This is a genomic window from Peribacillus sp. BM1 (assembly GCF_056679975.1).
In genome coordinates, this window is record NZ_CM155259.1 from 4125568 (window position 1) to 4152408 (window position 26841).

18 protein-coding genes and 1 other annotated feature are annotated in these 26841 nt (G+C 39.6%); of the genes, 2 read left to right on the plus strand and 16 right to left on the minus strand.

Features of this window, described 5'->3' with window-relative positions; translation table 11 throughout:
• Positions 1–1380, plus strand: a complete 1380-nt coding sequence (locus AC1MGI_RS19735; RefSeq protein WP_480347223.1) for a prepilin-type N-terminal cleavage/methylation domain-containing protein — start codon at positions 1–3, stop codon at positions 1378–1380.
• Between the two features lie 119 nt (positions 1381–1499).
• Here the strand turns inward: AC1MGI_RS19735 and AC1MGI_RS19740 are convergent, their stop codons facing one another.
• The 12 genes from AC1MGI_RS19740 to hemA all read right to left on the minus strand — a co-directional run bounded on the left by AC1MGI_RS19740 (position 1500) and on the right by hemA (position 18480).
• A complete protein-coding gene (locus AC1MGI_RS19740) occupies positions 1500–2825 on the minus strand; it encodes a VanW family protein (protein WP_480347224.1) in 1326 nt (441 codons plus the stop codon).
• Positions 2826–3551, minus strand: a complete 726-nt coding sequence (locus AC1MGI_RS19745; RefSeq protein WP_480347225.1) for a hypothetical protein — start codon at positions 3549–3551, stop codon at positions 2826–2828. It lies immediately after the preceding gene.
• A 440-nt stretch (positions 3552–3991) separates the two neighbouring features.
• Positions 3992–5290 (minus strand): bifunctional folylpolyglutamate synthase/dihydrofolate synthase, encoded by a 1299-nt coding sequence (locus AC1MGI_RS19750; RefSeq protein WP_480347227.1) that lies wholly within the window; start codon positions 5288–5290, stop codon positions 3992–3994.
• A gap of 310 nt (positions 5291–5600) precedes the next feature.
• Positions 5601–8246, minus strand: coding sequence for a valine--tRNA ligase (locus AC1MGI_RS19755; protein WP_480347229.1), 2646 nt, complete (start codon positions 8244–8246; stop codon positions 5601–5603).
• A 53-nt stretch (positions 8247–8299) separates the two neighbouring features.
• Positions 8300–8534, minus strand: a binding site (T-box leader).
• A 551-nt stretch (positions 8535–9085) separates the two neighbouring features.
• Positions 9086–10147 carry a spore coat protein YsxE gene (gene ysxE, locus AC1MGI_RS19760; protein ID WP_480347231.1) on the minus strand — a complete coding sequence of 354 codons (1062 nt, stop codon included), beginning with the start codon at positions 10145–10147 and terminating at the stop codon, positions 9086–9088.
• A 70-nt stretch (positions 10148–10217) separates the two neighbouring features.
• A complete protein-coding gene (locus tag AC1MGI_RS19765; protein WP_480347232.1) occupies positions 10218–11690 on the minus strand; it encodes a LysM peptidoglycan-binding domain-containing protein in 1473 nt (490 codons plus the stop codon).
• 342 nt (positions 11691–12032) lie between these two features.
• Complete coding sequence (gene hemL / locus AC1MGI_RS19770; RefSeq protein ID WP_480347234.1) at positions 12033–13322, minus strand: glutamate-1-semialdehyde 2,1-aminomutase; 1290 nt, start codon at positions 13320–13322, stop codon at positions 12033–12035.
• A 117-nt stretch (positions 13323–13439) separates the two neighbouring features.
• On the minus strand, positions 13440–14429 hold the full coding sequence (gene hemB, locus AC1MGI_RS19775; protein WP_480347236.1) for a porphobilinogen synthase: 990 nt from the start codon (positions 14427–14429) through the stop codon (positions 13440–13442).
• A gap of 137 nt (positions 14430–14566) precedes the next feature.
• A complete protein-coding gene (locus AC1MGI_RS19780) occupies positions 14567–15352 on the minus strand; it encodes a uroporphyrinogen-III synthase (RefSeq protein WP_480347238.1) in 786 nt (261 codons plus the stop codon).
• Entirely contained in the window at positions 15352–16284 is a 933-nt protein-coding gene (gene hemC / locus AC1MGI_RS19785) for a hydroxymethylbilane synthase (RefSeq protein ID WP_480347240.1), read from the minus strand. Before hemC ends, AC1MGI_RS19780 begins: the two co-directional genes overlap by 1 nt.
• A 9-nt stretch (positions 16285–16293) precedes the next feature.
• The gene (locus tag AC1MGI_RS19790; RefSeq protein WP_480347242.1) at positions 16294–17124 is read right to left on the minus strand and encodes a cytochrome C assembly family protein; all 831 of its coding nucleotides are present in this window, start codon (positions 17122–17124) and stop codon (positions 16294–16296) included.
• Positions 17125–17136: 12 nt separating this feature from the next.
• Entirely contained in the window at positions 17137–18480 is a 1344-nt protein-coding gene (hemA, locus tag AC1MGI_RS19795; protein ID WP_480347244.1) for a glutamyl-tRNA reductase, read from the minus strand.
• Between the two features lie 221 nt (positions 18481–18701).
• Between hemA and AC1MGI_RS19800 the strand changes: the two genes are divergently transcribed.
• Complete coding sequence (locus AC1MGI_RS19800) at positions 18702–19190, plus strand: LiaI-LiaF-like domain-containing protein (protein ID WP_403069314.1); 489 nt, start codon at positions 18702–18704, stop codon at positions 19188–19190.
• 92 nt (positions 19191–19282) lie between these two features.
• Here the strand turns inward: AC1MGI_RS19800 and yihA are convergent, their stop codons facing one another.
• The 4 genes from yihA to clpX all read right to left on the minus strand — a co-directional run bounded on the left by yihA (position 19283) and on the right by clpX (position 26006).
• Positions 19283–19864 carry a ribosome biogenesis GTP-binding protein YihA/YsxC gene (gene yihA, locus AC1MGI_RS19805; protein ID WP_480347247.1) on the minus strand — a complete coding sequence of 194 codons (582 nt, stop codon included), beginning with the start codon at positions 19862–19864 and terminating at the stop codon, positions 19283–19285.
• Positions 19861–22182: an endopeptidase La gene (lon, locus tag AC1MGI_RS19810; RefSeq protein WP_480347249.1), complete on the minus strand. Its 2322-nt coding sequence runs from the start codon at positions 22180–22182 to the stop codon at positions 19861–19863. Before lon ends, yihA begins: the two co-directional genes overlap by 4 nt.
• 441 nt (positions 22183–22623) lie before the next feature.
• Complete coding sequence (gene lonB, locus AC1MGI_RS19815) at positions 22624–24288, minus strand: ATP-dependent protease LonB (protein ID WP_480347251.1); 1665 nt, start codon at positions 24286–24288, stop codon at positions 22624–22626.
• Between the two features lie 452 nt (positions 24289–24740).
• Complete coding sequence (gene clpX / locus AC1MGI_RS19820) at positions 24741–26006, minus strand: ATP-dependent protease ATP-binding subunit ClpX (RefSeq protein ID WP_062177095.1); 1266 nt, start codon at positions 26004–26006, stop codon at positions 24741–24743.
• Positions 26007–26841: the final 835 nt, after the last annotated feature.

Genomic DNA, 26841 nt, shown 5'->3' on the forward strand with positions numbered 1-26841 from the left:
ATGAAACAGGTAAACAAGGAATCTGGCATTACTTTAATAGAAGTGCTAGCCGCTTTAGCCATTACAGGATTTATTGGGAGTGTTGTGTACGGTGTGTTTTTTCAAACGCTACACGTTAAGGAGAAGACACAATCGCATAACGAATTGAGACAAGAAGCAAATATTGTCATGACCCAGTTGCGATCGATGCATGAGAATGGAGATAGTATTTGGTATAGTTCTGGCATGTTATACACAGAGAAAGAAAAGAAAAATCCGTTAGCAACAGAAACAAATTATCTTTTTACAGAAGTACTAATCAATGGGACTAAAGTCGTTTCAGAGCAAAGTATACAGCTGTTGTCTACCTCAACTTTCAAAGTAGCTTTTACTATGAAAGATCACTATCAAAACGAATACAACTTGGAAACGGTGTTACCGGGGACAACGAATCAGCCTATTGCGGGTGAGATCGTGAAGCCTCCTACTCCTAGTATAGGGCAAGACTTTTATACGTATCTAGTAAAGAATGGTATTTTTGTGTATGGTTCACAGTTTGAATTTCAAGGTAATCAAGTGAACGGACCTAATGCCACGATTATTGTTGGAGGAAATTTGCTTAGCAGTCAATTAAACGGTGGTTCATTTAGTAATGTTTCTAATATTAATATAAATGGGTCCGTAAATATAGATGGAGGTAGTGCAGGTTTGGGTTCACCTACATCTCCAGGAACGATATATGTGAATGGAGATGTAACCTTGTGGGGTGGAACACGGCATATATATGGAGATGTATATGTTAATGGAAACCTTAAGCTCAAAGATGCTATCATTCATGGAAATGTTTACGTTCAAGGGAATGTTGAATTGGATTGGACACCTACGATAGAAGGAAATGCAAGAATTTATTATAAAGGGACTTTAAAATATCCTAATAATTATCATCAATCTATTCTGGACAAAGTGATTCTTAAAGCTGATGTTCCAAAGTTAACTAAGAGTTATATGGATATTCCACCATTAAAAGATTCTCAGTGGTACAAGGATCGCGGATATACCCAAACGATAAAACCTGATAATATGAGATTATATGGGAATAGCATAAATGTTCAAAGCTATTATGATAGTGGTTTAGGAAAATATGTAAATACTTTTACTAACGCAATCATTGTTAGTCAGGGAGATATTACTATCAATAGCGGGGGCTTAAAAATGACAGGGGTCTTATTTGCCCCAAATGGCAAGGTAACTTTTAGTGGTGAATCATTTGAAGGTGTAGTAATTGCTAGAAATGGTTTTAATGTGACAAGTGGGGGAACTACTATTACATTCAAGGGTATAGAACAGTATATAAGGGATCCTAAAGATTTTCCACTTCAGACACTAAGTAAGATTAATTAACAAATACAAATGATTTAACAAAAAAGGTCGGGTTTATAACTCACTAAAAATGAAGTAACAGATGATTAGAAAAATAACCAGAACGGCTGCCAAAAATATTTGGCAGCCATTTCTCAAGTCTAGTCTATAGATTTATCTTTTTCTTTTGTATCCAATGGTAGTTTCTCTTCTATTGAGTCTTCACCAAGTTCTTCATCAACTCCCAGTTGCGTATCTAGTTCTTCGTCCAAATGATCATCTTCACCTTCTTCAATCCGTTCTAATTCCATATCATCTCCCCCTATTACCCCAGACCCCACAGGTATTTCCTTCAAAACAACCTCATTCACAGGTAAATAAAAGTCATTCGAAATTTGCACGGAATCCAGTTTTTCATTCAATGAATTATACGTTTCGCGGTAAACAGCTACAGAATATCCCAACTTCCCTTTCTCTTTAATCGTTTCTGATCCGTTAGGCAATAATGCTGTATATTGAATGATTTTCCGGTAAGGGATGGTTTTCTGATCTTTTAATACGACTTTATATCGTTGTTCTGTCTCGTAGCCGCTAATTTCAACAGTAAGCACGCCTGGTTGAGTAGCTTTGAATGTAACTGTCATTTCGAAGTCATTAGGATTGGCTAATTTTAAATCCATTCCGTTTCGATTGACTTTTGCTTCATAGCCTACTTTAACCCCTTCAGGTCGCTCTTTACTTATATTTCGTTCAAGAATTTGTAGGTTTGTTGCAAGGCTTGCTTCATATAATACAGAGGCTGCTTCTGTTAAGAACTCATCCGTCCAATTGCCAGCATTCACACTTACATCGTTGACGAAAGAAAATTCACCGAAAGCTGGAATCGTAATAGGAGATGTACTTTGGACCCATGAAGATAATGATTTGACGTCTATATCTTGCTTTTTTGCATGAGAAATCACATTTGTAGACTGGGAATCGTCAAAAAAATTCGTTAAACTGATCGCTTGCTCATTCACATCAAGCAAGCTAGCTTTATTTTGAATTTCTGCTTGCAATTCAGCAATCTTTACAACTGCAATCACTTTTTCATCGGCAATTTCTTTTAACAATTGTTTTAGATTTGATTCCGTTATAGTTGCCAAAAACGGATTACTCATACCATTTTTGGCATCTCGAACAGATTCATTTGGCGAGAAATGAATAAAATCCGCAGGGATCGTCGTTTTACGATCTGCAAAGGTTAACGAAAGGCGACTTTTGCTTTGCCATTCAGCAATCGTGTGGATGAGATTTTCGTTTGCTTGTTTAGTAGACTCGCCACTAACCTGAACAGTTCCAATGAATGTATTCGTAGCAAACTTTTGATCTTGTTGCAGGAATTTCTCGTAGGCTTTGACTCCTAATTGTGAAAACGACATAATAAAAGTCGTTGAAAGGATGACAATGGTAAAAACTCGTATGTAGGTAGGGAAACGCTTCTCCATTTACTGGCCCCCTGCTTGCTTTTTTTTCAAATACATTTCTTCCAAATCATCAAACTCCAGACTGAGACGTTCAGCCGGTGCAAGGTTTACTTCTTTCTTGCTCAGCTGCTCGTCCTCTATAGAAGTTGCTACCTGCGCTTCAAGATTTTCAAAGATTTTCTTTCTTGCTGCAAAAACCTGTTCTTCCTCACTTGAACTGAAAGGTTCTAGGTCATCTGTATCCTCAGTCCCCAAAATTTCTCGATTCGTAAAATCAATAAATTCAGAAGCATCCTCTTTTAATTCCAGCGGCTTATTCATGATCGTTTCAATTTTAACAAATGATGTGTCTGATTCCCCTTCAACTTCTTGAATCATAAATGGTTCTGGCTGCTCTTTTGAAGAAGCATAGTATTCATCTACCGTTTCACTCATTTTTGCTCGTTCCTGTAACTCAGCAAAAGAAAACAACGGATCCATTTCCGATAAATTGGCTTCTTCTGTTTCCTTTCCATGAGAAAACTCGAGTCTATTCACCATGATATAAGTCATAAGAATAGCCAATAGAAACTGCGCGCTATATAGAAACCAACGCGGAAAAAAATCATTCGCAACAAGCGGAATTGCTGCGAGACAAACACTACATATCAAAATAGCCGTTCTCCCAGACCGCGATATTCGCAAAGGAAGTGTATACAGGAGTATAGCTAGCAGAACGACAGCAATCATTGTTGTATATATAATCATCAAAGTGCTTCACCCCGCATTTAACTTATCATTCCTATCATAAACCAATGAATTAGAAAAAGTAATCCAAAACTAAAAAAAGATCCAACCTAATGCCTACTGTACACAGTTCAAATGAAATGTCTATAGTTTGCGAAAGGTCCGATCGTTAAATATGTTTTTCACCCGTCATATTGAGATACCTGGTTGCTTGGCACCCATATCGATTCATATTACTAATTCTGGCACGTAATGCTTGAAACGGGAAGTTAATATCTGTGCTAAGTCTGGTGTTTCTACTGAACATTGCCCCATCGCATCATTAAGCTACAAGTTTTTTATAAAAACTGTCATAAAGGGTTGATCTCGTATGATTATGGCAGTTGGCTTCATAAATTTTTGTGTCAAATTGGGCTCTGGCACGCAAATTTCCTTTCCCGCTCGATACATGAATCGTCTGTTCAGCTATTTTTCATGATATACGGTCGGGCAAGTGCGAGAAAATAGAGGGAACCTGTGACGATGACTAAATCATTTATAGTTCGATGATTCAGTGCATAATCGATTGCTTCCTGCCAGTTTATGATGGCCTTTTTCTTATCTATCTTACTTTTTTCAAAAAGTTCCTGTGCTGATGCTGCTCGCTTAAAATCAATTTCGGTAAAGATAATCGATGCTGCTTGTTCATCTACCATGCTTAACACTTGATTGTAGTCTTTATCTTGTAAAGCAGTAAAAACAAAATGATAATTCAAATCAGGATATCTAGTTTGTAATGTTTCCAACAAAACTTTCATTCCAGCAGGGTTATGAGCGCCATCTAAAATGATATGACCTGGTAACACTTCAAATCGCCCAGCCCAATGTGCTTTTGCCAACCCTTGCCGAATGCTATTTTCAGAGATTTCTAGATGGGATTCTTCAACTAATAGCCTTACTGCTGCAATAGCTAGCGCCGCATTATTCACTTGATGACGACCGAGCATTTTAAGGTCGATTTGTTCAAGCGTTGTATTCCCCATTTTAAACGAAAAATATTGGCCATCCTGAACTTGGCTAGGCTCATTCACGAAGATTTCTTTATTTATACAATAAAGGTTTGCATCCTGTACTTTGGCATACTCCATTATAGCCGTAGCTGGTTCCTCTTCCGTTACACCGCTAATAACCGGAACACCATGTTTAATAATACCCGCCTTTTCAGATGCGATTTCAGCCAAAGTATTCCCAAGAATATTCGTATGCTCTAAAGAAATCGACGTGATAATAGATAGTAAAGGAGTGATGACATTCGTACAATCAAGCCTGCCACCTAATCCAGTTTCAATGAGCGCAATGTCCATCTCTTTGTTTTGAAAATAAAGAAAGGATAGGATCGTAATAATCTCAAAAAAAGTAGCACGATATCCTACTTGCCCTTCTTCCAATAAAGGATAAAGGGTATTCATATGTTCAATGATTTCTTCATCTGAGATCATCGTTTCATTTATCATCATTCTTTCGTTCACTTTTTCTAGATGTGGTGAAGTAAAACTGCCAACTTTAAGACCTTGGGCCATTAAGATTTCTTTTAAGGCATTCAATGTCGAGCCTTTGCCATTTGATCCAGCAATATGTATGGATTGAAAGCTCTTTTCTGGATTCCTGAGCTCTTTTAAAAGGTTCTCCATCCGTGCGAGCCCGAAGTCCATCCCAAGCTTCGATTCTCTACTATATAAATAGTCCATTACTTCTTCCATGGATTGAAACAAACATACCACTCCCTAAAAATCGATCTTTTTCTCAAACTTTTAATACAGGATCACATTTAAACATAACAAATTCCTAAAAAATAGGCAAAATGATTTTTTTCATGGACGGCTGGAATTTTCTTGACCTTCAAAGTGGCTTTTTTCAATTCAATTATCCATCTATGCAACTAATAAAAAAGGATGACCCATAGAGTCATCTGTTACCTTTTTGAGTCATCCTTTTTTCTTGGGCCCGCAGGATGCGGATCATGCCGACGTTGCCACAGGACGTGGCGAACTTAGTTGACCTTCCTTTTCAAGGCGGCTACGCTTTTCTTGTTTACAGCTGTTTCAATTCATTCATACGATGAATAACAGCGTCACGTTTTTCGACGTAGTCTTTTTCTTTCGCTTTTTCTTCCTCAATTACTTGTGCAGGGGCTTTTTTCACGAAGCCTTCATTGCCTAGTTTCTTTTGCACACGTTCTACTTCTTTATTCAGTTTCTCCAGCTCTTTATCCAAACGTTTAATTTCGTCTTCGATATTGATTAAGCCTTGAAGTGGTAGAATAAGTTCCACACCTGTAACGACAGCTGTCATTGCTTGACCTGGCTCATCTACTACTGTACCGATTGTCAATTCCTCTGGATTACAGAATCGTTCAATGTAGGCACGGTTATTTTGAAGTGTTGCTACAATGCTTTCATCTTTCGCTTTCAGAATGAGCTTGATTTTCTTGCTAAGTGGTGTATTTACTTCACTGCGAATATTACGTACAGAACGGATGATTTCAACAAGCAACTTCATTTCCTCAGCTGCTGCACTGTCCGTAAGTTCAGAACGCACCTCCGGCCATGCTACAACAGTGATGGATTCGCCATTATGCGGCAAGTTCTGCCATATTTCCTCGGTAATAAACGGCATGAATGGATGCAATAAACGCATGGTGTTATCAAGTACATAAGCGAGAATTGAACGAGTCGTTTTCTTCGCTGCTTCATTTTCACCGTATAATGGTAGCTTCGCCATTTCAATATACCAGTCACAGAAGTCATCCCAGATAAAGTTATAAAGAGCGCGGCCTACTTCACCGAATTCATATTTATCAGCTAGACGCGTAACTGTTTCAATCGTTTCGTTCAGACGAGTTAAGATCCATTTGTCCGCAACGGATTTTTCACCAGTTAAGTCAATTTCTTCATATTTCATTCCATCCATATTCATCAATGCGAAACGGGATGCATTCCAAATTTTATTAGCAAAATTCCATACTGCTTCCACTTTTTCTGTGCTGTAGCGAAGATCTTGGCCAGGTGAACTTCCTGTTGATAAGAAGTAACGTAATGAATCGGCACCATATTGATCGATGACATCCATTGGATCGACACCATTACCAAGGGATTTGCTCATTTTGCGACCTTGTTCATCACGTACGAGTCCATGAATGAGTACATCTTTAAATGGACGCTCGCCAGTGAATTCAATCGCTTGGAAAATCATTCGAGACACCCAGAAGAAGATAATGTCATAGCCCGTAACGAGTGAACCAGTTGGATAGTAGCGTTTGAAATCGGCACTTTCACGATCCGGCCAGCCCATTGTTGAAAATGGCCATAGTGCCGAGCTGAACCATGTATCAAGTACATCTGTATCTTGTTCCCAGTTTTCTGAGTCACTAGGTTCTTCTTGACCTACATATACTTCGCCTGTTTCTTTATGATACCAAGCCGGAATGCGATGACCCCACCAAAGTTGACGAGAAATACACCAATCACGGATATTCTCCATCCAGCGTAAATAGGTTTTCTCAAAACGATCCGGTACGAAGTGAACTTTTTCTTCGTCTGATCCTTGTTGAAGTTTAATCGCTTCATCTGCTAATGGCTGCATTTTGACGAACCATTGCGTAGAAAGATATGGTTCAACGACAGCGCCACTTCGCTCAGAGTGACCAACAGAATGCATATGTTCTTCAATTTTGAACAGAACGCCTTGTTCTTGTAAGTCTTTGACAATTTGTTTTCGGCATTCAAAACGGTCGAGTCCTTTGTATGATCCTGCATTGTCATTCATCGAGCCATCTTCGTTCATGACAAGAATGCGCTCAAGATTGTGGCGGTTGCCAAGTTCAAAATCGTTTGGATCATGTGCTGGCGTAATCTTCACTGCACCTGAACCGAAATCCTTATCGACATAATCATCTGCAACAATTGGAATTTCTCGGCCGACAATTGGCAAAATAACATGCTTGCCAATTAGGTGCTTGTAACGTTCATCTTCTGGATGAACAGCAACTGCTGTATCCCCTAGCATCGTTTCAGGACGAGTTGTCGCCACTTCGATGGAACCCGATCCATCAGCTAATGGATAATTCATATGATAAAACGCACCTTGAACATCCTGATGAATTACTTCGATATCAGATAACGCTGTTTTTGTTGAAGGGTCCCAGTTAATAATATATTCGCCGCGATAAATCAACCCTTTATTATATAGCTTTACAAATACTTCTCGCACTGCTTTAGAAAGTCCTTCGTCTAATGTAAATCGTTCTCGGCTATAATCAAGACCTAAACCAAGCTTTGCCCATTGATCACGGATATGGCCTGCATATTCTTCTTTCCAACTCCATGTCTCTTCAACAAATTTCTCACGGCCAAGATCATAACGGCTAATTCCGTCAGCACGAAGCTTTTGCTCAACCTTAGCTTGAGTTGCGATTCCAGCGTGGTCCATTCCAGGAAGCCATAACACATCATAGCCCTGCATCCGTTTCATTCGCGTAATAATATCTTGAAGCGTCGTATCCCATGCATGACCTAAATGCAATTTACCCGTAACATTCGGTGGTGGAATTACAATCGTGTATGGCTCTTTCTTTTCATCACTTTCCGCTTTGAAATACTGCCCATCTAACCACCATTTATAGCGGCCCTTTTCAATGGACTGCGGATCATACTTTGTCGGCATCGTTAATTCTTCCATCTGAATTTCCTCCTTAAAAATGTGTTAAAGACACAAAAAAACTTCCTTCATCACAAAAGGACGAAGAAAGTTGTTCGCGGTGCCACCTTTTTTCCGAAAAAAGAGTTCAATCCTTTTCTCGGCTCTTAAAGATTAGATAACGGCTTTTCGCCGGCTTCCGCTACTACTTTTGTTCACGGAAACTGCTCATGGACGACTTCTGATGGGACACACTTAGAAACCTTTCAGCAAATGGCTTCCTCTCTTTTAGCGGTTTTTCATCATACTACTTCCAATCATAGCGGTTGATATGTAATTATTCATTAAGATTCATTTTACAAAAGAAATACACCTAACGTCAATCATCTTCTTTAGTTTTTTAATTAAATATGAATTTATAAGTTTTTAAATACGTTTTGGTATCTACCCTTACATCTGTGACAGTTTTTCTTATCATATTCAGTATTTCCGGAAATGTGATCATCTATTCCGGTTTAACTAACCATCAGCAGGGATAGAAAACCCACTGATGGAAGTTTCACTTTATTCACGTAACTCCACTTTTAACCATATGATATCGTACCACTTAAAAGTGAGGAGTTGGGCAATTTTGAGACAACGTTATACTCCCTATACGCTGCCGCCCTGGCTGAAAGGTATCCGTAATGTTTGTAGTCAGTTTATGTTACCGATCTGTATTTTTCAGGGATTTCGCACTCTTTTGTTTCCGACATTTTTAGATATTTTGCTGCTTTCGATCGTTGTCGTACTGTTGATTTCTTTTCGGCAAAATTGGATATGAGGAATCAAAAAATAATCCGAAGCGATATGCTACCGTTCCTTTTAGCATACGCATCGGATTATTCTGCATTCTGTTCTTGTTCTTGCTGTTGTTGCGCCTCTGCAGCTGCTTTCTTTGCCCTTTCGTTTTCCTCGATTTTCATCACCATATATTCAATATTTTTCAATAACCAATATTGCCGTTGAAAATGACTGACATATTGTAACTCACTTCGATGTCCCTTTTTTTCAAAATAGCCTTTAACCACCGCAATGGATGATCCTGGATAAGCGAGATAGCTTTGAAATAACAATACTTCCTCTGACTTCAGGGGGAAATAGCGCATATAGTTGTAGAGAAGATCGACACAGTCATCACATGGAAATGGATAGGTTCTCGCAGCCTCCACTAAGTATGGAAGCAAATCAAAATGTGGTGGTGCTGTTTTTGAATTTTCGAAGTTAATAAAGTAGCCGTAGCCGCGATCATCGTATACATAGTGTTTCAATGAAACCTTTCCATGTGTCACAACTGTCCGGATCTTTTCATGATCCTTTGTTTTCTCATACCATTCTTCTAGTTTTTTCGTTGAATATTCTAGTGCCTGTGAAAGGTCAGTATAGTACGTACAGTACATCAGCTCGAATGGCGACATATACCATTTCTTTTCACAGCTTTCAACAAATTCACGGAGAAATTCCAACTGTTTCTTCCATTCTTCAAGGGTCGTTTGATAATGTTCTTCACGCTCTTCCTTATCAACGGAAATCTCTCTGACTGACAATGCGTGTATCCGAGCAAGCTCGCGAAACATTTGCTTATTCCGTTCGGAGCGTTCTCCATCTTCCTGGTCAGAAAGCCAAGGCATCAAATAATACAATCGACTGTTGTGAAGCACCGCATAACGGCCGTCCATCGTTTGATAGATGGGGACAATTCGATTATATCCACGCTGATATAAGCGTTGAATATTTCGGATAAAATCAATCCCAATATGAGGATCAATCGATTTAAGAGCAAAGACTCCTTTATCACTGTATAGCTTTGTAATATTGCCCATATATTCAATATGGTACGTTTCTATCGCATAGTTACGGAGAACCGCTTCAGTATCCTTGTTTCTTCTTTCATGATCCGCCATGGAATTCACTTCCATCAATTAATTTCTTGATAAGGAGGCAGAGCGAGGGGATGACCCGCTCTGCCCTTGATTAATTTTTAGTAACTCTCACCTTAGGAACGTATAATACTTGACCTTCATAGATATCTTGGCTTGGTTCTAGTTCATTGCTATTTAGAAGTGACTGTACACTGACTTCATAGCGTTCAGCCAAGCTATCTAGGGTTTCTCCTTGCTGAACAATACATACTTTTATGCCAATTAACTCTTCCTCTTGCTTTCGACCTAAAAAGGAGGTTAACGAGAGATGATCGTCGCTAGTTGTCTCTTTTTTTGCCGAATCAACACTTTTGGCTTTTTCACGTTCAGATGGTTCTTCCTTCATTGTTTTTTCTTCTTTTCGGCGGCCAAAATCAAGTAATGGAGCATATTTCTTTTCCAACAGAGAATTCTCAGAAACATTCTCTGTGACGATTTCTGAATTAGGTACATGATTCTCAACTTTGCGGTTCAGTGGCACTTCTGATTTCTGCTCCAATATAGGAAGGTCAACAGCTTGTATCTCTTCTGTTTTATTTGCATAAATCGGCCGTGATGCTTCAGCTTCTTCAATGTCTGGTAATTTCCTAGCCTCTACAACAAACGGAGTAAATAACTCGTCCTCATCTTCTTTTTCCACTTTTATTTCTCGAGATAAAGGGACTAACTCTGCTTCGATTCCCTCTACTGAAGACTCCATTTCTTCAGCCGCATTTGCCGCCTCTTCTAATTCCCGGTAAAATGAGACCGGCTCTAGTTCATTTTCCTCTAACGAATCATCGATTGCTTCTGCCTCATTTGCTACTTCTTCTAGTTCCCGGTAAAAAAAGGCTGGTTCTGGTTCATTTTCCTCTGACGAATATTCGATTTCTTCTGGCTTATTCGCCATTTCTTCTGGTTCCCGGTAAAATGAGACTGGCTCTGGTTTGATCTCCACATTCTCAGAAGAAGAATAACTCTCATCCTCAAATTCCACTTCAACCGTTTCTTCCCATGTTGAATTTGATTCATCTCGCTCATTTTCTTCCTCTTCATATTCATCTGAATGTAAAGAATCTCTTGGTTCTTCAGATTTACTTTCTCGTCGCGAATCTTCAATCCCACTAATTAAAAGCTCTGCCTCAAGCTTCAAGCAATTTTTTTCAGGCATAAAATAATCAAAAGCATGGATATTTACATCAATATGATCTAGAGACTGTATGCGATTGTTTGGAATCGTAATATCAACAGGGATACGATGAATAAATTCACTCAATCCGTCTTCTCTTTGATCCACACTATGAATCGTCTCCGGATAATAAGGCTGTGAATATCCAAGATCTGACGCCCCAGCTTCTTCTTCAGTTTCCTTATACTCCCCACTCAAATCCAACGAACCCCTAATAACCACATACTGGTCACTCTCTTGAATGGTCACATTCGGTTCAAGCGATAGTGAATAAAGCTCTTCTATCTCCTGCCCTTTTTGAAACCAGACTGATTCCTCTAAGGAAAATCGTAAAAACGATTGATTTTCGGTTGACAAACAAACTCCTCCTTCCAAACTAAGAAAACAAATAACGATGCCATTAACAATCTATGAAAATTCCTACGATAATATGACGTGAAAAATGACTGGGAAGAATTGAAGTATGCAGTTTTTCATGTTGACGCATAAATTCTAGATTTGACGAATATTTTTCATTTTCGACGCATAAACCCTAGACTTGACGCATATTTTTCATTTCTGACGCATAAAACCTAGACTTGACGCATATTTTTCATTTCTGACGCATAAAACCTAGACTTGACGCATATCTTGATAAATCCCTCTCTATTTCCATGAAAAAAGCAGATTCACCTCAAAAGGTAAATCTGCTTTTTACTTTTATTTTCTCAATTTAGCAAATGCTTGTTCAGCAGCTGCGATTGTTTTTTCAATGTCTTCGTCACTATGGGCGGTTGACAGGAATAGCCCTTCGAATTGAGATGGCGGCAAGTATACGCCTTGCTGGGCCATTTCACGGTAATAGGTGCCAAAGAAATTCAAGTCGGATTGTTTCGCTGTTTCGTAATTGATGACATCTTCGTTTGTAAAGAATAAGCCAATCATAGAACCGGCACGATTGAACGTATGTGGGATGTCATATTTCTTGGCAGCTTGACCAATACCAGCTTCCAACATATCGCCAATACGTATAAATTCTTGATACACTTCAGGCGTTAATTGACTCAATGTTTCAAGTCCAGCTGTCATTGCAAGCGGATTACCTGAGAGCGTGCCTGCTTGATAAATCGTTCCGCTTGGTGCAACGCGTTCTAGAATCTCCCGTTTCCCACCGAATGCACCGACTGGCAAACCGCCTCCAATTACTTTTCCGAGACAAGTAATATCAGGTGTTACGCCATAATATCCTTGGGCACAATTATAGCCGACACGGAATCCTGTCATCACTTCATCAAAAATTAATAGAGAACCATATTCTTCTGTTACAGCTCGCAAGCCTTCTAGGAATCCTGGCTCGGGTGGGACAACTCCCATATTGCCGGCAACTGGTTCAACGATGATGGCCGCAATGTCTTCACCAAATTGTTCAAATGCGTATTTAACGCTTGCTAAATCATTGTATGGAACTGTAATTGTATTTTTGGCGATGCCTTCAGGAACACCTGGACTATCCGGCAAGCCAAGTGTCGCCACACCAGAACCTGCTTTAATTAATAATGAATCGCTATGGCCGTGGTAGCATCCTTCAAATTTCAAAATTTTATCGCGACTTGTATATCCGCGCGCAAGTCTCAATGCACTCAATGTCGCTTCTGTACCAGATGAAACCATACGGACCATTTCAATCGAAGGAACTCTTTCAATGACCAACTTCGCTAATTCATTTTCAATGAGAGTAGATGCTCCAAAGCTTGTGCCAGTTTCTGCGACTTTTTTTATAGCCTCCACGACACGTTCATTCGAATGGCCTAAAATAAGCGGACCCCATGACAATACATAATCGATGTATTCATTGCCATCAATATCATAAATCTTTGAGCCTTTTCCCCGTTCCATAAAAATCGGATCCATGTCAACTGACTTGAATGCACGAACCGGGCTATTTACACCGCCTGGCATTAGGTTCTGTGCCTGTGCAAAAGCTTGTTTTGACTTTTCATATGAACGCATGGTATTCCCCATTTCATCGTTTATTTTAAAAATTGTTCAAAAAGTCCAGTCTTCACGTATTTGTGCATACGTAATTCACTAGCCTTTTTGGACACACTCTTTTTTAGAAAAAGGTTCTCACTTCATTTCATCTAGATAGCGTGCAGCGTCTTTCGCAAAGTATGTAATGATTAAATCCGCTCCTGCACGTTTCATGCCTGTTAACATTTCTAAGACCATCGACTTTTCATCTACCCAACCGTTTATTGCAGCTGCTTTGACCATCGAATATTCTCCACTCACATTATAAGCAACAACTGGTAATGTTGTATAATTTTTCACATCACGGATAATATCTTGATAAGAAAGCGCCGGCTTGACGATGAGGAAATCTGCTCCTTCATCTATATCCGATTCCGCTTCACGGAACGCTTCCATCCGGTTAGCAGGGTCCATTTGATACGTTTTTCTGTCGCCAAACTGTGGTGCGCCATTGGCTGCTTCGCGGAAAGGACCATAATAGGCTGATGCATATTTAACCGCATATGACATGATTGGCACATCTAAAAAGCCTGCTTCATCAAGTCCAGCACGGATTGCACGAACGAAACCGTCCATCATATTGGAAGGGGCAATGATATCCGCTCCTGCTTCTGCTTGACTAATTGCGGTTTTGGCAAGTAAGTCAAGGGACGCGTCATTTAGGATTTTCTCGCCTTCTACAACGCCACAATGACCATGGCTTGTATACTCACAAAGACAAGTATCAGCGACAACAATCAGTTCTGGATATGATTCCTTAATCAAACGTGTAGCGACTTGTACAAGCCCATTATGGCTAAATGCACCCGTACCTACTTCATCTTTATCATGTTCATATGGCACACCGAATAAGATGACTGATTTAATTCCTAGGCTTACGACTTCCTCCACTTCAGCCAATAAACGATCCATAGAAAGCTGATAAATTCCTGGCATAGAAGCGATTTCACTTTTGATATTCTCACCATCAATGACGAAGATCGGGTAAATGAAGTCCTCTTTATGTAAATGTGTTTCGCGAACGAGGGAACGAATGCCAGCACTTGAACGCAGACGACGGTGTCTGGTAAATTGAATATCTTTCATATAAATTCCTCCCTAAAAATGATTTACACGAAGGCCAAAAGGATTCAGTCTCCGCGCTTTAAAAATATAGCCCATACTAAACGTACGTACACTAGGTGGGTCCTTCATCGTAAATCGTGGCATTAGAAACGTCAGTCTCATTTTGTATATTGTCTTGACATATATTCCGCCAAACAATCAATCATAGCTTCTGCGGTGTATACTTCTGGACAAACAGCTATAGACAAACCATATGATTCGGCTGTCTCAAAAGCGATTGGACCGATACAGGCAAAAACAAGTTGATCTAAACTCGCTTGCAAATCTTGCTTGTTTACGATTTTCATAAAGTGATGGACCGTTGATGAACTGGTGAACGTAATAATATTCAATCGCCCTTTAGTGAGCAAGTCTGAGAGCTTCGACTCACTTTCTTTAGGCAATACCGTTTGATACGTAATCATTTCCTGGCATTGTGCCCCTGCCTCACGAATTTTTTCGGCAATAACCGTACGAGCCAAATTTCCTTTTGCAATAAGGACACGCGAGCCTCGCTTTATCATTGGAATAAATTCCTCTGCAAAAGATTCGGCGACAAAATTTGAGGGCACGAAATCCGACTTAAACCCGTGACTCTTAAGGATTTCCTCTGTTTTACTACCGATTACTGCAATCCGCGGCAATTTTACCGGTGCCTGCTCTTCTAGGAGACGGAAAAAGTAGTCAACTCCGTTTTGGCTCGTAAGAATTAACCAGTCATATTCATGAATATGACGAACGTAATTTTTAAGCTGATTGACGTTTTCAGGCAGGACAAAATCAAGGAGTGGAACGACCACAGCGTTGCCACCATAGCTCTCCACTTTTTCTACTAAGATTGCTGCCTGACTTTTCCCTCTAGTAATGAGAACATGATAACCTTTTAGAGGGCCAGATTCATTCATTACTGATTGAGCTCCTCTTTCACAGAATCAATTAATGTTTTCGCACCTTTTTCCGTTAAGATCCGAGCTGCTTCAATACCGACTTCTTTGGGATTTTCTCCTGCAACTACTTCTTTGAAAATTGTTTTTCCATCAGGTGATGCTACGAGCGCTGTTAATTCAATACTTCCCGCATCATTTGCAGTAGCGAATCCCGCAATTGGAACTTGGCAACCACCCTCCATTTTATCAAGGAAAGCCCGCTCTGCTTCTACTGTTGCCTTCGCTTCGTTAGACGTCAGTTTTTCCAATTGTTCTAACAGGTCAGCATCTGATTCCCTGCATTCGATAGCAAGTGCACCTTGTCCAACAGCAGGTAGGCAGAGCTCTGGTTTAAGGAATTCTGTTACAACATCTGATTTCCAGCCCATTCTCGCAAGGCCCGCTGCTGCAAGGATGATGGCATCATAATCTTCATTTTTTAGTTTTTCAAGACGAGTATCGATATTGCCCCGAATCCATTTAATTTCAAGATCAGGACGTTCAGCCAACAATTGTGCACTGCGACGCAAACTGCTTGTTCCAACGATTGCACCAGGCTTTAAATCAGCAAGTTTTACATGGTCTTTAGAAATCAAGGCATCGCGGTGATCTTCTCTCGGCGGAATGCAGCCAATCGTCAAACCGCCCGGCAACACAGCAGGCATATCTTTCATACTATGAACAGCCATATCAATGTCCTTATTTAAAAGCGCTTGCTCAATTTCTTTCACAAACAAGCCTTTACCGCCCACTTTAGATAATGTCACATCAAGGATTTGATCTCCTTTTGTCACAATCTCTTTTACTTCAAACTCATAAGGTACACCAAGCTCTTTTAATTGATTAATTACCCAGTTAGTCTGTGTAATAGCAAGCTTGCTTCGTCTTGAACCGACAATTATTTTTCTCATGTTATCCTCCTATGTAGTCCATAAATGAAATGTGGAAAGACTTCCGAACAGGAAAAAGTTAATAAGAACTATTAAAAATGAAATAAGGTTCAGATAGGCTAACGTTTTTCCATACATTTGCTTTCGGACTTTAAAATATAAATAGATACTGTACACAATGAGCACTAAAAATGAACCAAGAATTTTTGGATCAAACCAAATGACATTTGGCACTTTGATATAGGCCCACTGCAACCCTAGAATAAGCGATAGAATCAACATCGGTACACCAATGACCGCGAGCACATAAGACATATGCTCAAGCTTGGCTAAATCGCCAAGCCGTAATAGACGCTTACCCCATTTCTTTCTTTTTAATAAATCGTATTGAATTAAATACAATAACGAGAATACAAAGGAAAGTGAGAACGCTCCATAGGATAGGATTGCAAGGGTGATATGTATCAGCAAAAGTTCTGAAACGAGCTGCTCTGCCAGTACCTTCGACTGAATTTGAACCGGTGCAAATGTATGAATCGCCATCACGATGAACCCTAATACATTTGTAAAAAATACAGTAAAATCAACAGGAAGAAATTTATTGATCACCAACGATAACGTAATGAGCACCCACGCATAAAAATATAATCCTTCAAAGATCGTCAACACGGGGAATCGGCCCGTTTGCAACATATATAAAAATAGAAATACGGTTTGTAAGACCCAAACAATAGCAAGTAACCAGAAAGCTCCTTTGTTTGCCTTCTGGTTATTATGAAGAAAATCAATAAAATATAAGAGCACACTTGCTGCATAAATTAGTACAGTCACTTCATGTAATCTTGTCATAATTAATTCCATATTATACTCCAACTACACTTGAACAGGGACTGGTTTGACCTGCGCCACTTTTCTTTTTTCCTGTTGTACGGGCATGGTAGATTCTTCAACTAAATCTGCCAAATGAAAAATCTTCACAAAACGATCCAAAGCTTCTTTCGCATTTGGCTCGACCGCTATTTCTTTCGCATATAGAATGGGATCTTTCAGCATTTGGTTAATGATGCTCTTCGTATGCTTGCTGATTAGCTTCTGATCGCGTTCACTTAAGTGAGGAAGCTTCCGTTCAAGACTTACCATTGTCTCAGATTGAATCGATAGCGCCTTCTCCCTAAGTGCTGAAATAACCGGCACAACACCTAAGACATTTACCCATTGATTAAACTCAACAATCTCAGATTCAATCATCATGTAAATGCTCTCAGCTGCTTTTTTACGTTCCTGCATATTCGCTTCTACAATTCCTTCAAGATCATCAATATCATATAAGAAAACATTATCATATTCAGCGATTGCAGGATCTAGGTCACGCGGAACCGCAATATCAACCATCAAGATCGGACGGCCTTTACGCATTTTGTTCACAAAGGTCATCATTTCTTTATTAATGACAAAATCCTTCGCACCAGTTGAACTAATAAGAATATCTGCTTCCACTAGCGCGCATTGCAATTCTTGTAATTGCTTTGCTTTCCCAGAAAAACGCTCAGCTAAAGTAACGGCTTTCTCATGTGTGCGATTGATAACCGTGATGTCGTCAGCTCCATTACTGTGGAGATTTTGAATGGCGAGTTCACCCATTTTACCTGCACCTAGAATCAATGTATTCTTTCCCGTTAATCCGCCAAATATTTTCTTCGCTAATTCAACGGCTGCATAGCTAACAGATACTGCATTTGTATTAATTTCTGTTTCGGAATGAGCTTTTTTTGCTAACGTTAATGATTGCTTAAAAAGATGATTGAAAACGGTTCCGATTGTTGATTCTTTTTGAGCCTCCATATAACTTGACCGTACTTGTCCAAGTATTTGGGTTTCACCAAGAACCATCGAATCTAAACCACATGCTACTTTAAATAAATGTTCAATAGCTCCCTCGCCTTCATAGATTGTAAGATACGAAGAAAACTCTTCTCTCTCGATATTGAACCACTCGGAAAGAAATTCTTTTATATAATATCTGCTTGTGTGCAATTGATCTGCCACCGCATAGATTTCGGTACGGTTACATGTCGAAATAATGACGTTTTCGAGAATACTTTTTTTGTTTTTTAATGCTTTCATTGCTAAAGCAAGTTCAGCTTCATTGAATGATAATTTCTCTCGGATTTCGACAGGGGCAGATTTATAATTCAAGCCTACCGCTACTATATGCATCTTTCGTTTGCACCCCCAGTAAATTCAATACTCAACAACCTACATTATATCATTTATATTTTACTTAAAACGGCAAAATTATGAACAGTTCATGAAAACGATATGCTAACATGGAGTTGTTACCTAATCTTCATTTTACATAGGTGGATTCGACAATTATTCTATATGAAAGTACCATAACAAAAATTGAAACGAACTTCAAGTAATCAAACTAGGAGGTCATGATGAAAACTCAGAGAATCTTTCCCGGAATTATCTTACTCGGCTTCGGCCTCTATTTCTTGCTTCAACAGTATAATCTCGTCTTATTTGAAGGCTTTTTCAATTGGCCAACCGTTCTTTGTATTATCGGAGCTGCTTTTTTAGGAGAAGCATACGGTGGGAAACAGTTTCAAGCCATCCTTCCAGGGGTGATCCTTTTTGGAACCGGGCTGCACTATCATTTAGTTGACCATCTTGCTTTTTGGCCTAATCACATCGGTGTTCTTCAACTCATTGTTGCCATCGGCTTTCTGATGCAGGCAAGTAAGACGAAATCAAGCTTAACCAAAGGAATCTTGTTACTTATTATTGCTATTATAACGGTCTATTATGACCAGCTCATCAGCAAATTCGGACTGAGCGAAACTGCACTCGCAAACTCAGCGTCCTATTGGCCATTTCTTGTAATGGGTATTGGCATCTATATTCTTTTCATCAAAAAGAAATAAAGAAAAGGGTCAGACCCCACATCTTCTATATCATTTATATGACGTGTACATGTCAATAAACAATGTGTAGAGTGTGAGGTCTGACCCTGTTTTCACATAAACTTCTTCAACAATCCCCATGCTTCGTCTTTCCCTTGGCCCGTTTCACCAGAGAAAACGATGGTTTCGTCTTCTTTTTCCATATCTAATGTCTCACGTGTCACTTTCAAATGCTTTTGCCATTTCCCTTTTGGGATTTTGTCCGCTTTCGTTGCAACGACAATGACGGGCAAATCATAATGCTTAAAGAAGCCATACATCATGATATCATCTTTCGTCGGTGGATGGCGCAGGTCAACGATTAATAAAGCTGCCTTAAGTTGGTCACGATTTGTAAAATACGTTTCAATCATTTTCCCCCACGCTGCTCGCTCCGTTTTAGACACTTTTGCGTAGCCGTATCCAGGTACGTCAACGAAGTGCAGCATGTCGTTTATGATATAAAAATTTAACGTTTGCGTCTTTCCTGGCTTTGAAGATGTTCGTGCAAGATTCTTACGATTGATCATCTTATTAATAAAGCTGGATTTGCCGACGTTTGATCTACCTGCAAGGGCGAATTCCGGAATCTGTTCATTTGGGTACTGTTCCGGCTTCACCGCACTAATGACGATATCGGCACTTGTTACTTTCATTCTGTTTCACCTACCAATGCATGTTCCAACACTTCATCTACATGAGAAACGAGAACAAATTCTAATTCTTTTCGGACACTTTCCGGTATATCGTCAATGTCTTTTTCATTATTTTTCGGGATAATAATTTTCGTCAAACCTGCCCGGTGTGCTGCTAGTGATTTCTCTTTTAAACCGCCTATCGGAAGCACGCGTCCACGCAAAGTAATTTCGCCTGTCATCCCTACTTCTCGATGAATCGGTCGACCTGTTAAAGCGGATATTAGCGCTGTTGCAAGAGTAATCCCTGCTGAAGGTCCATCTTTTGGAACGGCTCCTTCTGGTACATGAATATGAATATCTTGCTTTTCATGGAAATTCGCATCAATTCCGAGTTGTTCCGTTTTCGTACGAACAAAACTAAATGCTGCCTGGGCAGATTCCTTCATGACATCGCCTAGTTGCCCTGTCAGAATGAGCTTCCCTTTTCCTGGTGAAAGAGACACTTCGATTTGGAGTGTATCTCCGCCTACTGTTGTATAAGCAAGACCGGTTGCAACACCGACTTGATCCACAGTTTCTGCTTGACCGTAATGGAACATCGTTTTTCCTAGGAAATCTTTTACGTTTTTCTCACTAATCACCACGCGCTTTTTCTCACCAGATACGATGATTTTCGCGGTTTTACGGCAAATGCTAGCTAATTGACGTTCCAGACTCCTGACACCCGCTTCTCTCGTGTAATAGCGTATGATATTGATTAGTGCGTCTTCACGAACTTGAAGCTGTGTCTTTTGCAAACCATGATTCTCCATTTGCCGAAGTAGCAAATGATCTTTTGCGATATGAAGTTTCTCGATCTCCGTATACCCGGCAATCGAGATGATCTCCATACGATCCCGTAACGGTCCTGGTATCGTCGCCAAGTTATTAGCTGTAGCAATGAACATCACTTTTGAAAGATCGTACGTTTCTTCAATATAATGATCACTGAAATGATTATTTTGTTCCGGGTCCAACACTTCAAGCATCGCAGCGGAAGGATCGCCTCTAAAATCATTGGACATTTTATCGATTTCATCTAGTAAAAACACTGGATTAATCGTTCCTGCTTTTTTCATACCTTGAATGATGCGTCCTGGCATCGCACCAACATACGTTCTTCTGTGTCCGCGTATTTCTGATTCGTCACGAACTCCACCAAGCGAAATCCGAACGAAATTGCGATTCATCGACGTTGCAATCGAACGTGCAAGAGAAGTTTTCCCTACTCCCGGCGGTCCGACAAGACAAAGAATTGGTCCTTTAAGCGACTGTGTTAATTGTTGGACAGCCAAATACTCAAGTACACGTTCTTTCACTTTTTCAAGTCCATGATGATCACGATTCAGCACTTTTTCAGCCTTTTGAATATTTAGGTCATCCTTTGTTGCCTTGGACCACGGAAGCGTGATAAGCCATTCGATATAATTACGGATGACGGAGCTTTCCGCAGAGGAAGAAGGGACTTTCTCATATCGATCCAATTCCTTCATGGCCGTTTCCTTGATGTGCTCTGGCATGCCAACTTCATTTATTTTCTCAGTTAGGACGGCTATTTCCCCAGTTTTTCCTTCTTTATCGCCAAGTTCTTTTTGGATCGCCTTCATTTGTTCGCGCAAATAATACTCTTTTTGCGTTCTTTCCATTGAACGTTTCACGCGCTGGCCAATTTTCTTCTCGAGGTTTAATACTTCTTTTTCATTATTGATGATTTCGATTATCTTGCTTAATCGTTCTTTCACATCAATAGTTTCTAAAATTTCCTGTTTTTCTTTCGGCTTTAATGGCAAATGGGATGCTATCACATCCGCAAGCCTGCCAGGTTCTTCAATATCTGCCGTTGCGGCAAATGTTTCAGGAGTAATTTTCTTCGACATCTTTATGTACTGTTCAAAGTATTCCAACAGCGTACGCATCAATGCCTGATGCTCAATTCCTTTTTCATCACTGTCTTCATACACTTCGACTTTGGCAGAGAATTGTGTCTCATCATCATAGAACTCAATAATCTGAGCCCTGTTCAGTCCCTCTACCAATACGCGGATTGTACCGTTCGGGAGTTTAAGCATTTGCTTCACCTTTGTTAAAGTTCCCATCTGGTAAATATCTTCTTCACCTGGTTCTTCTAAAGAAACATCCTTTTGTGTCGTTAAAAAGATAAGATGATCTTCCACCATTGCTTTTTCCAAAGCTTGTACCGATTTGTCTCGTCCAACATCTAAATGTAGCACCATTGTAGGATATACAAGTAAGCCTCTTAGCGGCAGGAGGGGGACGATGATTTCTCTATCAGCCATGCCTGACACCTCCAATAATTTATCGTATTGTCTAGTTTTTTAGATTGACCAGTGTAACAATTCTAACGTATTTACAAGAACGTGTCTATCTGACAAGCTTATTCCTCTTTTATTATCTCCAAAAACAAAACAATACGCACGAAAAACCAAAAATTTGACGTATAGTAGACGAAATATCGTTCCCGCTCACCATCGGCAAAAGTTAGTTATTTTCACACCTTTAAAATGGCTTAATAAGCAGGAGTAAACTCGCCCTCAGATTGATAGGCTTATCTATAAAAGGCAAAGAGCCAGATCTCGCAATTCCTTTATTCAGTAAGAATCAAGTGCGTTTAACACCGGATCCTCCTGAGTAAAGTACGAGAACTGACCCTATTAATACTTTTATCTCGGTTTAACCGACCACCAGTGAGGAATGGCACCCATAGATGGAAGTTTCACTTATACACTTTCCCGCTTCGTTAAATCAAGCTGAGGCAAAATTTGTTCCGGAATAATATCTTTTCTTAACGCAATTTCAAAGACTTCTTTCACGGTTTTCACTGGGATGATTTCAATTCCGTCTATTTCATTCAGCAATGGCTGCATGTTTTCATGTGGTATAATCACTTTTTTTGCTCCTGCAAGCTTGGCTGCTTTAATTTTCGGAATGACCCCACCAATCGGTTTAACATGGCCATGAATACTGATTTCTCCTGTCATCGCCACTGTATTTTCAGCAGGAATTTTGTAAATAGCTGAATAGATTCCGCTTGCCATCGCAATTCCGGCAGATGGTCCATCCACAGGGTTGCCTCCCGGGAAGTTGACATGAATATCAAATTGATCAGCAGGAACCCCCATCGAACGAAGAACAGTAATCACATTTTCGATTGAGCCTTTTGCCATACTTTTTCTACGGACGGATTTCCCGTTTCCACCAATGCTCTCTTCTTCTACAATCCCAGTAATATTAATACTTCCCTTGTCAAGCGCAGGCATGACGGTTACTTCAATTTCAAGTAGCGCCCCGCTATTTGGACCGTAAACAGCAAGTCCATTAATCCGACCTATTTTCGGCTTGTCATCTATTTTCCTATCCATTCTTGGCGTGAGCTGGCTTGTGTGAGCCATCCAAGCTATGTCCTCATCTTTAATGTAATCACGATCTTCTGTAATAGAAATACCGGCTAGCGTTTGAACCATATTTACAGCTTCCCTGCCATTTCGGGCATATTCAGCGATCGTTTCCAGACCTTTATCACTGATTGTCATCTTCACCTTTTCAGATGCTTTTTTAGCAATCGAAATAATCTCGCAAGGATCGAGCTCTCTAAAGAAAACTTCAATACAGCGCGAACGGATGGCAGGAGGAATTTCATTCGGGGTTCTCGTTGTTGCACCAATCAAGCGAAAATCTGCAGGCAATCCGTTTTTAAAAATATCATGGATATGAGTTGGAATATTCGTATTTTCTTCTGAATAATACGCACTTTCTAAGAATACTTTACGATCTTCGAGCACTTTAAGTAGTTTGTTCATTTGAATTGGGTGAAGCTCACCAATTTCATCGATGAACAAGACACCACCATGTGCATTACTTACTGCCCCTTGTTTTGGCTGCGGAATTCCTGCTTGTCCCATGGCACCGGCTCCTTGATAGATTGGATCATGAACAGAGCCAATCAGTGGATCTGCAATACCTCGTTCATCAAACCGGGCCGTTGTTGCATCCAATTCTACAAATACGGCTGCTTTTTGAAATGGTGATTTCTTATTGCGCTTCGCTTCTTCTAAAACAAGCCTTGCAGCTGCTGTTTTACCGACACCCGGTGGGCCATATACAATAACATGCTGTGGATTCGGACCGCAAAGTGCAGCCTTTAACGTCTTAATTCCATCTTCCTGGCCAACAATATCAGCAAATGTAATCGGCCGTACACGTTCTGATAATGGTTCCGTTAAAGAAATAGACCGCATTTTCCGCAAGTGATCCATTTCTTTTCTAGAGTCACGATCAATCGATACCTTTTGTGTCCTTTGTCCCTTAAGTAAATTAAAAAAATACATACCAATCACAATACCAAAAAACAGCTGAATTAATAGCGCGATTCCTGTCCAATTCATTGCCTTTCCCTCCTGCATTCACCAAGTATGTAAATGATAGTATCTCCTTTGCCTAAATGAATCATCCATCTTTTTTTACGTATAAAGATGGGGAACTGTAATAAAAACAAACCCCTTTATTACACTTTTTATAAAAACCCCGTCGCTAAAGGATGCGGGGCGAGTGGATTTAGGCGAAAACACCGCAATTGGTGCAGCCATCCCTCTCCTATTCAACCTTTTCGAGCCGGAAATCAAATTTGCGAACCACATTTCGAATTTGCGAGCCAGATTGGAAGGTTTGCGTGCCAGAATCGGTACTTTTCGAGCGAGATTTGAGATTTGCGCGCCGGAACTAAAAATAACAGTTCAAAGCAAAAAAAAGCCTGACCTCGCCGCTACAACATCCAGTAATACGTGATGATAACACGCAATACTGTGTGTAGAGTACGAAATCAGACCCTGTTTTTAGATTATGCAGATGTTCTGTCAGCCGCGTTAATCGTTGTTCCATCTTTAAGAACGAGTTTAGGTGACTCATTTTCTGTTATGGCTGCACCTGTAATAATACATTTATCAATGTCATCACGTGAAGGCAGTTCAAACATTACTTCAAGCATAATGCCCTCAATAATAGAACGCAGTCCACGAGCTCCGGTTTTTCTTTCAATTGCTTTCTTCGCAATTTCAAGTAGAGCATCTTCCTCGAATTCAAGAATGACATTGTCAAGCTCCAGCATTTTTTCAAATTGCTTCACTAGAGCGTTTTTCGGTTTAGTTAGAATATCAATCAATGCCGCTTCATCTAATTGCTCCAATGTAGCAATTACTGGAATACGACCAATGAATTCTGGAATTAAACCAAAGCGCAATAAATCTTCTGGAAGCACTTTAGAAAGTAATTCTTTTTCTGCAACATCATCTTTCTTCACATCTGATCCAAAACCAATTACTTTTTGGCCTAGACGGCGTTTAATAATCGGTTCGATTCCATCAAATGCACCACCACAAATAAAGAGAATATTTGTTGTATCAATTTGAATAAACTCTTGGTGTGGATGCTTACGACCACCTTGTGGCGGAACGCTTGCAACGGTACCTTCAAGAATTTTTAATAAGGCTTGCTGAACACCTTCACCAGACACATCACGCGTAATGGAAGGATTTTCAGATTTACGTGCTACTTTATCGATTTCATCAATATAAATGATTCCTTTTTCTGCCTTTTCAACATCATAATCTGCAGCTTGGATTAATTTAAGCAAAATGTTTTCAACATCTTCCCCAACATACCCTGCTTCTGTTAATGAAGTAGCATCTGCAATGGCAAACGGAACATTCAATAATCGTGCCAATGTCTGTGCAAGTAACGTTTTCCCACTACCAGTAGGTCCGATTAGGGCAATATTACTCTTTGCAAGTTCTACGTCATCCACTTTACTGTTTGAATTAATTCGCTTGTAATGATTGTATACCGCAACAGCAAGAGATTTCTTAGCCTGCTCTTGTCCAATCACATATTCATCAAGAATCTCACGAATTTCCATCGGTTTTGGAACATCTTTAAATTCGATTTCTTCTTCCGTACCTAGTTCTTCTTCTACGATTTCTGTACAAAGTTCAATACATTCATCACAAATATATACACCCGGCCCTGCTACCAGTTTACGAACTTGCTCTTGAGTTTTTCCGCAAAAAGAACATTTTAATTGCCCTTTTTCATCATTAAATTTAAACATGGACTCACTCCTTTATAGAATTTTCCTATATACATAGCCAAACGTCTTATTTTTGGACTGAAATAGACGCATAAGCTCGGTAATAAAATTTTGATGTAGACCGCATTGTACCATGTTCCAAGTATTTTTGTAATAAAAACGCTTAGGACATGATAGTTGTCCAATAAGTACTAACTATTCTTAACAATAATATGTATGTTGCCCGTAACAGGCTTTCCCAAACCCGAAAAACGTTAAGTGTCAATGGAGTCACATTGCCAAAGAACACGCCCACCTAATTAGTCAACAACAAAGTTAGTATATCATGCAATTCACTTTTTGAAAACGCTTACTAACCATTTGATTGAAACATTTCATACCTCCATGGGCTAGCAAGTTTAAATCATTCGCCCAAAGCTATTTCATGGAACTAGTGCAATAATAATTACCGGGTGTGTTTAGATAGAAGCTTTTCTTCCTCCTGTTTGACACTTACTAATAAGGCAGGGATATTGTGTATGTATAACTATGTATATGCGGTATTAAAATTAATCTACACTGAATTTATAAAAAAATCAATGCTGAAATTCCCATCAAAATAATTTTTTTAAAAAATGGCGATTTGAGGCTTCTAAAGTCATAGTGGCTAATGCATGCATGTTGTCGTAAAAACAAGCGTTTTTCACTATACTAGCCTTTACTCACAAGATTAAACACAAATGTCAAACTTTCGATTTTTATGTATGCTATGTGATACCGATATCGATTTTTGGCTCATTGCCTTATGTATAGAACAAGGCACGAATGCTCGTGCCTTGCATGCTTCTAATTATAATACAAAATAGGTTGTTTGGCT